General features: G+C 71.1%; 8 protein-coding genes. 7 read left to right on the forward strand and 1 reads right to left on the reverse strand.

The window, feature by feature from the left end; all coding sequences use genetic code 11:
• The first annotated feature begins 20 nt into the window (after positions 1-20).
• From L0P92_RS19100 to L0P92_RS19130, 7 genes are all read left to right on the forward strand, one after another.
• The gene (locus tag L0P92_RS19100; protein ID WP_234763955.1) at positions 21-1,229 is read left to right on the forward strand and encodes a S8 family peptidase; all 1,209 of its coding nucleotides are present in this window, start codon (positions 21-23) and stop codon (positions 1,227-1,229) included.
• Positions 1,230-1,379: 150 nt separating this feature from the next.
• A complete protein-coding gene (locus tag L0P92_RS19105; protein ID WP_234763956.1) occupies positions 1,380-1,805 on the forward strand; it encodes a hypothetical protein in 426 nt (141 codons plus the stop codon).
• A gap of 1 nt (position 1,806) precedes the next feature.
• Positions 1,807-2,904: a GNAT family N-acetyltransferase gene (locus L0P92_RS19110; protein WP_234763957.1), complete on the forward strand. Its 1,098-nt coding sequence runs from the start codon at positions 1,807-1,809 to the stop codon at positions 2,902-2,904.
• Between the two features lie 374 nt (positions 2,905-3,278).
• On the forward strand, positions 3,279-4,100 hold the full coding sequence (locus L0P92_RS19115) for a glycosyltransferase family 2 protein (protein ID WP_234763958.1): 822 nt from the start codon (positions 3,279-3,281) through the stop codon (positions 4,098-4,100).
• A complete protein-coding gene (locus L0P92_RS19120) occupies positions 4,097-5,119 on the forward strand; it encodes a glycosyltransferase family 2 protein (RefSeq protein WP_234763959.1) in 1,023 nt (340 codons plus the stop codon). The genes L0P92_RS19115 and L0P92_RS19120 overlap by 4 nt, the downstream gene beginning before the upstream one ends.
• Complete coding sequence (locus tag L0P92_RS19125; protein ID WP_234763960.1) at positions 5,116-5,916, forward strand: polysaccharide deacetylase family protein; 801 nt, start codon at positions 5,116-5,118, stop codon at positions 5,914-5,916. The genes L0P92_RS19120 and L0P92_RS19125 overlap by 4 nt, the downstream gene beginning before the upstream one ends.
• A complete protein-coding gene (locus L0P92_RS19130) occupies positions 5,909-9,751 on the forward strand; it encodes a lipopolysaccharide biosynthesis protein (RefSeq protein WP_234763961.1) in 3,843 nt (1,280 codons plus the stop codon). Before L0P92_RS19125 ends, L0P92_RS19130 begins: the two co-directional genes overlap by 8 nt.
• An 18-nt stretch (positions 9,752-9,769) precedes the next feature.
• Here L0P92_RS19130 and L0P92_RS19135 read toward each other — a convergent pair whose 3' ends face one another.
• On the reverse strand, positions 9,770-11,182 hold the full coding sequence (locus L0P92_RS19135) for a GH39 family glycosyl hydrolase (protein WP_234763962.1): 1,413 nt from the start codon (positions 11,180-11,182) through the stop codon (positions 9,770-9,772).
• Positions 11,183-11,425 lie beyond the last annotated feature (243 nt).

Raw genomic sequence — 11,425 nt, forward strand, 5'->3', positions numbered from 1 at the left:
TTGAGGAGGACTCCCTCGTAATGGCACAACTGCGTAGCAACAAGTTCCGGTTCGCCGCGATAACCGGTCTGGCGACCGCCGCCCTCGTCGGCGGGCTCACCTCCCTGCCCGCCCAGGCCGCGCCGGCCGAGGGCAAGGTCCTGGCCGCCGGCTCCCCCACGGCCGTCAAGGACAGCTACATCGTCACGCTGAAGAAGAGCGCGGGTCTGAAGGCCGCCTCCAGCGCGGGCAAAGGCCTGATCAAGGAGTACGGCGGGTCGGTGAACAAGACGTTCGGCGCCGCGCTGAACGGCTACTCCGCCACCCTCTCCGCGACCGAGGCCAAGAGACTCGCCGCCGACCCGTCGGTGGCGTCCGTCGAGCAGAACCAGACGGTCCACCTGGCCGACACCACCCAATCCAGCGCGCCCTGGGGCCTGGACCGCATCGACCAGGCCGCGCTTCCGCTTTCCGGCTCCTACACCTACCCCGACAGCGCGGGCAGCGGTGTGACGGCGTACGTCATCGACACCGGTGTGCGCATCACCCACCAGCAGATCAGCGGCCGTGCCTCCTACGGCTACGACGCCGTCGACGGCGACACCACCGCCTCCGACGGCAACGGCCACGGCACCCATGTGGCCACCACCATCGCCGGCACCACGTACGGCGTGGCCAAGAAGGCGAACATCGTCGCGGTCCGCGTGCTCGACAACAGCGGCTCCGGCACCACGGCGGGCGTCATCGCGGGCATCGACTGGGTGACCGCCAACCACTCCGGTCCCTCGGTCGCCAACATGTCGCTCGGCGGCGGCGCCTCCACCACGCTGGACACGGCGGTGCGCAACTCCATCGCCAGCGGCGTGACCTATGCCATCGCGGCGGGCAACAGCAGCGCCAACGCCTCCTCGTACTCCCCCGCCCGCGTCACCGAGGCCATCACCGTCGGCGCCACCACCAGCTCCGACGCCCGGGCGAGCTACTCGAACTACGGCTCGGTCCTGGACATCTTCGCCCCCGGCTCCTCGATCACGGCGGGCTGGTACACCAGCGACACCGCGACCAACACCATCTCCGGTACGTCCATGGCGACCCCGCACGTCGCGGGCGCGGCCGCCGTCTACCTGGCGAGCCACACCTCGGCCACCCCGGCCGCGGTCGCCTCGGCCCTGACGAGCGGCGCCACCGCGAACGTGGTCACCAGCCCCGGCAGCGGTTCACCCAACCGGCTGCTGAAGCTCGTGCCGTAACGCCGCAGCGCACGATGTGAACCCCACTGTTCCCCGGAGACGCCCGCCGTCTCCGGGGAACGCCCTGTTCCGGGTGACGTCTTGACGGCCCCCACGGAGCTGAGCCACATTGAAGCCCGGCATCCGGCGCGTCGGGGGGCAAAGTCGCCAATGCAGACCATACGTATCAAGACAGCTGCGTCCGAGGACGCCGAGCGTGCGCGGCCAGGGCCGGGGAGGGACCTGACGCCGCTGCTCGCGGGCGCCGCGACGGCTGTGGGGGGACTCGGCGCGGTGCTCGCGCTGGTCGATTCGGGCTCGCCGCTGCGCGGGCCGTTCACGCTGTTCTTCCTGCTCGCGATGCCGGCCGCGGCCATCGCCGCCGCGCTGCGCGGTCTCGACCCCTTCGGCCGGACCGTGGCCGCCGTGGCGGGCGCGGTCGTCGTCGACATGCTGGTGGCCCAGGGCATGCTGGCCGTGCACCGGTGGTCGGTGCTCGGCGGGATCGCGGCCGTGACCGCAATCAGCGCCCTCATTCTCCTGCTGGCCGTGGTGCGGCGGCTGCGCGGCCGCACGTCGAGAAGGCGGACTGACTGACGTGGACATCAGCGTGTACCGCCCCGGCGAGCTCAGCTCCGCCGACCGGGCGGCCTGGACCTCTTTGCAGTCCAAGGCGCATCTGCAGGGTTCGCCCGAGCTGGGCAACCCCTTCCTCTCGCCCGAGTTCGCGCTCGCGATCGGCCGCTGCCGGCGCGGGGTGCGGATCGCGGTCGTCCGGGAGCGCGGCGAGCCGGCCGCGTTCTTCCCGTTCCAGCGCACGGCGGCGGGCGTCGGCAGGGCCATCGGTCTCGGCGTCTCGGACGCCCAGGGGGTCGTGCACCGGCCCGGGTTCACCTGGGACGCGCGGGAGCTGCTGAAGGCGTGCGGGCTCGCCGTATGGGAGTTCGACCATCTGGTGGAGGGCCAGGCGGCGTTCGAGGCGGAGGCCTCCGGCAGGTTCGCGTCCCCGGTCATGGACGTCGACCAGGGGTACGAGGCGTATCTGGGCGGGCTGCGGGAGCGGTCACCGAAGTTCACGCGGACGACGCTCGCCAAGGAGCGCAAGCTGGACCGGGACCACGAGGGCGTGCGGTATGTGCACGACGAGCGTGATCCGGCGGCCCTGCGCACGCTGATGGCGTGGAAGTCCGCGCAGTACCGCAGGACCGGCCGCAGCGACCGGTTCGCGCAGGAGTGGATCACACGGCTGGTGGAGCAGCTGTTCCACACCCGTTCCGAGCCGTTCGCGGGGATCCTGTCGGTGCTGTACGCGGGCGGCAGGCCGATCGCCGCGCACTTCGGGCTGCGGGGCGAGCGGGTGCTGGCGTGCTGGTTCCCGGCCTACGACCCGGAGTTCTCGAAGTATTCGCCGGGTCTGGTGCTGCATCTGCGGATGGCCGAGGCGGCCGCCGCCGACGGCATCGCCTACCTGGATCTCGGCCGTGGCCAGAAGGAGTACAAGGACTCCCTGAAGACACGTGAGCTGACGGTGTCGGAGGGGTGGGTGACCCGGCGTCACCCGGTCGCGTTCGGCCACCGGGCACGGCGTGCCCCGGTCCGGGCGCTGCGCAACACCGTGCAGGCACGGCCGGAGCTGTTCGAACCGGCGGACCGGCTCCTCAAGCGCATGGGGAAGATCCGCTCGGGACACGGGTAACTACCGGTCAAACCAACAAAAATGTGAGGGCTCGTTCCAGCTCTTGCCATAAAGGCTCAATCGTCAATACCGTCGTACATCTCACCCGCATCGGACTGTCGGCAGCGGCTCTAGGGGAGGGCTCAAGGACCGCGACAGTCCCGGCGCGGGGCGCGGTAGGGGGGTGCTCGGTGAAGGTGTTCGCACTTGTCGTCGAGTCGTGCCGCGCGACCGGCCGCCGATCTTCGGGCGGCCGGCCACACATGCCAGCTCACCGCACGCGCACGGAGAGCCACGCTTCCGTGCCGTGAGATGAGAGAACCCCCCTTTCGAACCGGACATACAACCGGGCCGCCCAGGGGCGGGCGGTCCACCGGACGAGAGGGACCTGACTCATGAGTTCTGTGCTGCGCCCGGCGGTCACGGACCAAGATCCGTCACCGGCCGGCAAGTATCGGCCCGTCTCCACACACCTGGCCATCGCGCCGCCGGTGAGCGTGGTGATCCCGGCCATGAACGAGGCGGAGAACCTTCCGTACGTCTTCAAGACACTGCCGGACTGGATACACGAAGTGGTCCTGGTGGACGGCAACTCCACCGACGACACCGTCGAAGTGGCGCGTGAGCTGTGGCCGGACGTCAAGGTCGTGCGGCAGCGCGGGAAGGGCAAGGGGGATGCCCTGACCACCGGGTTCGCGGCGGCCACCGGCGACATCATCGTGATGGTCGACGCGGACGGCTCGGCCGACGGCAACGAGATCCTGTCGTACGTCTCCGCCCTCGTCTCTGGCGCGGACTTCGCCAAGGGGTCGCGCTTCGCCAACGGCGGCGGCACCGACGACATGACCTTCATCCGCAAGCTCGGCAACTGGGCGCTGTGCACGGCCGTGAACCGCAAGTTCGGCGCCCGCTACACCGATCTCTGCTACGGATACAACGCGTTCTGGCGGCACTGCCTGGACAAGATCGAACTCGACTGCACCGGCTTCGAGGTGGAGACCCTGATGAACATCCGGGTCGTCAAGGCGGGGCTGAAGGTGCAGGAGATCCCCAGCCACGAGTACCTCCGCATCCACGGCACGAGCAATCTGCGGGCCGTGCGGGACGGGCTGCGGGTGCTCAAGGTGATCCTGAAGGAGCGCTCCAACCGGCGTGCGCTGCGCAGCCGCAGGAGCCACTCCCCGATGCTCGACTCGGTGCGGGGAGAGGCGTCTTGAGCGGTCCCGACATCTCCGTCGTGATCTGCGTGTACACCGAGGACCGCTGGGAGGACATCCTCGCGGCGGTCTCCTCGGTGCGGGCGCAGTCGTATCCGGCCCTGGAGACGCTGCTGGTCGTCGACCACAACGAGGCGCTCCTGGACCGGCTGACCAAGGAGTACAAGGAGACGGCCGGGGTACGGGTGCTCGCCAACGCGGGTCCCCGGGGTCTGTCCGCCGGCCGCAACACGGGTATCGCGGCCTCCTACGGCGAGGTCATCGCGTTCCTCGACGACGACGCCGTGGCCGAGCGGGACTGGCTGCGGCACTTCGCGGCGGCGTACGCCGACCCGAACGTGATGGCCGTCGGCGGGCGCACCGAGCCGATCTGGGCGTCGGGGAGGCGGCCGGACTGGTTCCCGGAGGAGTTCGACTGGGTCGTCGGCTGCACCTACCGGGGCCTTCCGCACGGCCGGGTGAAGGTGCGCAACGTCCTCGGCGGCAACGCCTCCTTCCGGCGTACGGCGTTCGACTTCGCGGGCGGCTTCGCCACCGGCATCGGACGCGACGGCGACCGGCTGCCGCTGGGCTGCGAGGAGACGGAGCTGTGCATCCGGCTGACGCGCGCCAGGCCGGACGCCGTGCTGCTGATCGACGACCGGGCGGTGATCCACCACCGGGTGCCCGGACCGCGCGAGCACTTCCGCTACTTCCGCACGCGGACGTACGCCGAGGGCCTGTCCAAGGCGCTCGTGGCCCGAAGTGTGGGCGCCGACAAGGGACTTGAGTCGGAGCGCCGGTACACCACCCGGGTGCTGCCGGCCGGGGTGGCGCGCGGGCTGCGGGACGCCGTGCTGGCCCGGCGGGGCGGTGCGGGGCGGGCCGGCGCGATCGTCGCCGGCGTGCTGACGGCGGCCGGTGGGTACGTCGTGGGGAGTGTCCGAGCGCGCCGGGGCGGGGCGACGTACTCGGTGGTGGGGATCGAAGGGGAAGCCGGCGTCGAGGGGGAGGCCGGTATCGAGGGGGGCCGCAGATGACCGACGGGCGCGTACCGATTCTCATGTACCACGCCGTCTCCACGTCGCCGAACGACGCCACCCGCGAGCTGTCGGTGGCGCCGGAGGCGTTCGCGGAACAGATGGCGCTGATCGGCGACCTGGGCCTCACGCCCGTGCGGACGGCCGATCTCGCGGCACGCTGGCGCTCGGGCAGGCCGCTGCCGGAGCGGCCGGTGCTGATCACCTTCGACGACGGCTACGAGGGCGTGCACCGGCACGCCCTGCCCGTGCTGGCCAAGCACGGCTTCCCCGCCACGGTGTTCGTCTCCACGGGCTGGCTGAAGGGCCCGCACGACATGGGCGGCGGCCTGGACGCCATGCTCGACTGGGACCAGGTCCGCGAACTGGCCGGGGCGGACGTCGAGATCGGCGGCCACAGCCACACCCATCCCCAGCTCGACCAGCTCCCGGACGACAGGCTGCGCTCCGAGCTGATCCTGTGCAAGGAGATCATCGGCGACGAACTCGGCACCGTCCCGGCGTCGTTCGCCTACCCCTACGGCTACTCCAGCCGCCGGGTGCGCGAGGCCGTGCACGAGACCGGGTACGCCCAGGCGCTCGCCGTCAACAACGGCCTCGCGCGACGCCGGCAGGGGCCGTACGCCCTCACCCGGCTCACCGTGCGCCGCACCACCGGCGTCGAGGAGTTCGGGCGGATGGTCGAGGGCCGTGCCATCGCCCGTACCTTCGCCAGGGACCGCGCCCTCACCAAGGGGTACGCCGTGGTCCGCAGAGCCCGACAGGTCCGCCGGAAGGCCATCCGTTCCCGTGTCTGACACGACGACCACGACCGAGCCCGCCTCGACCGACGCGACGGCGCCCGAGCAGTCGGGGCGCCGGCTTCGCCTGCCCGGCATGGGCGGGTCCTCCGGGGGCAGCCAGCTGTTCCGCAACGCCTACGCCCTGATGATCAACACGGGTATCTCCGCCGTGCTGGGTCTCGGCTTCTGGCTGGCCGCCGCCCGCTACTACTCCGAGTCCGCGGTCGGTCAGGGGTCCGCCGCGATAGCCGCGATGAAGTTCCTCGCGGGTCTGACGGCGGTGACGCTGACGGGGGCGCTGGCCCGGTTCATCCCCGTGGCGGGACGTAGGAGCGGCCGTCTGATCTTCCGGACGTACGCGGGCAGTTGTGTCGTGGTGGCGCTGGCGGCCGGCCTCTTCCTGCTGACGCTGGACCTGTGGGGGCCGTCGTACCGGTTCCTGAACGGGCCGGTGAACGGGCTCTTCTTCGTCGTGGCCGTCATCGCCTGGAATCTGCTCACCCTCCAGGACGGTGTGCTGACGGGGCTGCGCAGCGCGGTGTGGGTGCCGGTCGGCAACACCGTGTTCTCGGCGGTGAAGCTGGCGCTGCTGGTGGCGTTCGCGGTGGCGATCCCCACCGCCGGGGTCTTCGTGTCGTGGGTCGCGGCCATCGCGGTGTCCGTGCTGCCACTGGGCTGGCTGGTCTTCCGCCGGCTGGTGCCGCGCCATGTGGCGGCGACCGAGGAGCACGCCCGTCCGCCGTCCCTGCGGGAGATCGGCAGGTTCCTGGCGGGCGACTACACCGGCTCGCTGTTCTCCCTCGCCGTGGTCTATCTCATCCCGGTGATCGTGGCCGCGCAGGTCTCCGCCGAGGACAACGCGTACTTCTACATCACGGCCACGATCGGCGGCACGGTCAATCTGCTCGCCATCAACATGGGCGCCTCCCTCACGGTCGAGGGCTCGCACGACCCGAGGCGGCTGGCCGCGAACACCCGGGCCGCGCTGCGCCGCATGGCGCGGATCATGGTGCCGGTCGCGGCGGTCCTGTTCTTCGGGGCGCCCTGGATCCTCGGCGTCTTCGGCCAGGGCTACGCGGACGCGGCGACCCCGCTGCTGCGCTGGTTCGCGGTCGGCGCGCTGCTGCGGGTCGTGATGGAGACGTACTTCGCGGTCCTGCGCGCGCAGAGCCGCACCGCCGGACTGGCCTGGCTGCAGGGACTGCTGTGCGCGTCGGTGCTGGTTCTGACGCTGGTGCTGCTCCCCCGTATGGGCCTGACCGGTGCCGGCGTCGCCGAGATCGTCTCGCTCTCCGTGATCGTGGCCATCGCCGCACCGAAGCTGTACCGGACCGTGCGGGCGTCCTCGGCCGAGCTGCCCGAGGGCGCGGCGCCCGACGGTGACCTCGCCGACCTGGGGGCGCGCGAGGTGTCCGAGGGGGCGCGCAGGCGCGGGCCGGGGTGGGCGCTCGACACCGACACCCTCGCCCTCGGCATACACGTCGACTTCGACCACCTGGACCGCCGGCCCGACGTCCGCCCGGGGCCGGGCACTCCGCCCACGGGCACCCCGCCGGTCCGCCCGGACCACCGGCCGGCCTGGGCACGCAAGCCGGAGGTCGGGCTGCCGGTGGAGGAACGCCGGCCCGGTTCGGAGGTGTCGCTGGGGCCGGCCGAGGTGGACGCGCCGTTCGAGGACGCGTTCGACGCCGGCAAGGTCGAGGAGAGCGCCGAACCGGAGGAGCGCGAGGAGGCTGCCGTACGGCAGGAGACCGCCGTACGGGAAGAGCCGCCCATGCCCGACGAAGAGCCCCTACGGCTGCCGGACGCGTCGCTGTCGACCTGGCGTGAGCGGCTGCTGCCGACCCGTCTCGGGGTCGTCCTCGGCTGTCTGCTGATCGCCGCGCTGCTGCTGTACTGGGTGCCCGCGCTACGGCTCGGCGAGGCCGACCTGGACGGCATGGGCGGGCTCGGGCTGATCTCCGTGCTGCCGATGCCCACGCTGGTCGGGGCCGCGCTGCTGGCGGTGGTGTTCGCCTCGCTGCTGTGGCTGGGCCGGGAGCACCGGGCGTTGCTGCTGGTCACCCTGCTCGCGACGGTCGTGTCGCTGCACGCCCTGCCCGCGCTGATCGAGATCGAGCCGCGGTTCGCGACGGCCTGGCAGCACCTCGGCTTCCTCGACTACATCGACCGCACCGGGTCCGCCGTGCCCGATCTGGACGCGCGCTGGAGCTGGCCGGGGTTCTTCGCGGTGGCCGCGTTCGTCGCCAAGGCGTGCGGGGTCGGCGACCTCACCGAGGTCATCCGCTGGTGGCCGCTGGCCATGCAACTGCTGTACCTGGTCCCGATGTTCCTGCTGGTGCGCTCGATGCGGGCAAGCTGGCGGGCCAAGTGGACCGGCATCTGGGTGTTCGTGCTCAGCGGCTGGGTGGGCCAGGACTACTTCTCGCCGCAGGGCTTCACGTATCTGCTGTATCTCGTCTTCGCCGCGATCCTGCTGGTCTGGTTCCGGGCGCCGCATGTGATCTGGACCAAGCGGCGTCCCGGCGAGGTCGAGGTCGAGCCGGCGAACCGGCGGCAGCAGGCGGTGCTGCTCGCGGTCGTCATCGGGCTGTTCGCGGCGAGCGTCCCGGCCCACCAGCTCACGCCGTTCGTGATGCTGGGCGTGCTGACCGGGCTCGTCCTGATCGGCAAGTCCGAACTGCGCGGGCTGCCGATCCTGTTCGGCGTCATGGTGACGGTGTGGATCGGCTTCATGGCCGAGCCGTACTGGTCAGGGCACTTCGACGAACTGTTCGGCGGGGTCGGCGGCGTCGGCGGCAACGTGTCGTCGTCCGTCTCCGGCCGGATCGAGGGCGGCAGCTCCACCCACAAGCTCGTGCTGTACGTGCGCGTGCTGCTGGCCGGCGGTGTGATGGCCTTCGCCTGCTGGGGCTGGTGGCGCCGGCGCTTCCACCACTACCGGGAGCGCTCGCTGCTCGTCCTCACCTTCGTGCCGTTCCTGGGCTTCGGCATGCAGTCGTACGGCGGTGAGATGGCGCTGCGCGTCTTCATGTTCGCGCTGCCCGGCGCCGCGCTGCTCACGGGTCTGGCGTTCTTCCCGCGCACCGGCGTCACCGCGAAGGAGCGCGACAAGGACAAGGTGAGCCTCGCCCCGCTGGCCGCGCTGATGGCGGGGCTGGTGCTGATGGGCGGCTTCCTGGTGGCCCGTTGGGGCAACGAGCCGTTCGAGCGGATCCGGCCCGGCGAGGTCGCCGCGATGGAGTACGTGTACGCCCATGACGATCCGACCGTGCGGCTGCTGTGGCTCAGCGACGACCCCGTGAACGTGGTGACGCCGTCGATGCCGTGGGGCTCGCGGGACATGGAGAAGGTGGAGTATCTGCCGACGCTGGCGCCGCCCGACCCGGTGCTGGTGTCGGGGCTGGTCAAGTCGCTGAAGGACGCGGGCCCGAACTCGTATCTGATGATCAACCGGGGTCAGGTCACCTATCTCCGGATGGACGTGGGCTATTCGGCGACCTGGGAGTCGCGGCTGATCCGTAACCTGGACGAGCGGCAGGAGCTGAAGAAGGTCTTCGCCAACGCCGACGTGACGATGTACGCGCTGCGCAAGCAGCCGGCGGGCGAGGTCCCGAAGGCCGATCCCGGGCCGATCGGACCGCAGGTGACGTGGACGCCGTGGTCGGTGGTCGGGGGGCTCGCGGCGCTCGCGCTGATCGTGCTGCTGATGGCCCGCGAGCTCGTCCGGGTGGCGATGGCGCCGAGCGTGCGGCAGTTGCGCTGGTTGCAGAGCAGCTTCTGGTTCTCGCTGCCGCTGCTGGCGGTGCTGCTGGCGTCGCTGGTGCAGCGGTTCCTGACGATCAAGTAGCGGGGTGGGGCGGGTGGCTCAGCGTTCGAGCCACCTGACCTCGTAGGCCTGCAGCTCGACCTTCTTGCCGTCGATCTTCGCGCTGGTCTGCCGGTCGAGGGTGTTCACGGCGAGGATCACGTGGTTCGTGGCCAGGACCCGGACGTCGGGCTTGTCGACGGACACCGGCCGGTGCTCGGTGCCCGGCCGGAACTCCTTGCTGAAGCGCGCGACCAGGTCGTACATCGGCAGTTTCGCACCGCCGCCCGCGGTGTCGGTCGGCGTCCACAGGCAGCCGGCGCACTCGGTGCCCTTCTCCTCCTGCGGGTTCCAGTAGAAGCCGGAGGTGGCGCCCCCCTTGGCCAGCGCGATCATCCCGGCGGCCTGGACGGCGACCCGGCGGGCCTCGGACCAGCCCTTGCGGTCGTCGTTGCCGTCGGCGGGCTCGACGTAGTACTCGGCCCACCACAGCGGCAGATCACCCGTCTGCTTCCGCACCCACTCCCCCACGGCCGTGAACTTGTCGGTGGCCGTGAACTCGTCCGGCAGCAGCTCGTCGTCGCGGGTGTAGCTGGAGCCGTCCACGACGACGAAGTCGGCGCCCGCCTTGTGCTCGTTCCAGTACGCGAAGGCGTCGACGGTGCGCTGGTCCAGGGCGCCCCAGGGGCCGGTGAGGGCCTTCGAGGCCTCCTCCGCGCGCGGGTCGACGCTGTCCATCACGAGGTACGGCCCGCCGACCATGATGTCGGGGTTGACCTTCTTCAGCGCCCGGTAGACCAGGTTGTACAGCTTGGTGTAGCCCTCGTGGTCCCAGCGGGCCTCGGCGTCGTTCCAGAAGCCCTTGAACTCGTTCCACACGATGAAGTGGCGTACGTCGGGGTAGCGCTTGGCGACGGTCACCGCGAGCGCGGCGAAGTCGTCGAAGTGCTCGGGCTCGGGTGCCGTCTCCAGGGCGCCCTGGCTCCAGTTCGTGTCGTCGACGCCGGCCTTGCCGCCCTTCATCCAGTCGGGGGCGCAGCACAGGGTGACGACCGGGGTGCTGCCGGAGGCGCGGACGAAGTCGATCCGGCGGTCCATCGCCTCGAAGTCGTAGCGCCCCTCGACCGGTTCGGGGTTGTCGGCGCCCCAGCCCATGATGTGCTGGATCTGCGGCAGCCCTCCGGCGTCCGCGAGCCGCCCCTCGACGCGCTTCACGGCCGCGGCGGCGCCCTCGTCCGCGCTGTACTGGGTGTGGGTGAACCCCCAGCCGACCTCGGGGTTCGTGGCGTCCGGCGTGGCCGTCGGGCTGCCGTGCACCTTGTCGCCGTCGCGTGTGGTGCCCTCGGTGCTCGCGCCGTTCCCGGGAAGCGTGTTGAGCAGGGTCACCACCAGGGCCAGAGCGGCCACGCCCACACCGAGCAGCGCGGTGAGCCGCCACCGCCGTGCCCCCGAATTCCACCCATGACGTCCCATCAAGGACAACGGTAACGGGGGTGAGGGCCGCTCGGGCGGGGTTTCGGCACTCTGGGCTGCCGCCTGGTGAGCAGGGGCGCCTGGGAGCTCGGGAATGCCGGCTCGTTGGCGACTGCGGGTGGTCGTGGGTTGGTCGCGCAGTTCCCCGCGCCCCTGAGGTGGGACCAGTGGCCCGACCCCAAGGGGCGCGGGGCTGTGTCCATATGCGGCTCCGCCGCGTGGGCGCGAGCAACCCCCACGCAC

Source organism: Streptomyces muensis (assembly GCF_021474425.1).
Taxonomy (GTDB): Bacteria; Actinomycetota; Actinomycetes; order Streptomycetales; family Streptomycetaceae; genus Streptomyces; species Streptomyces muensis.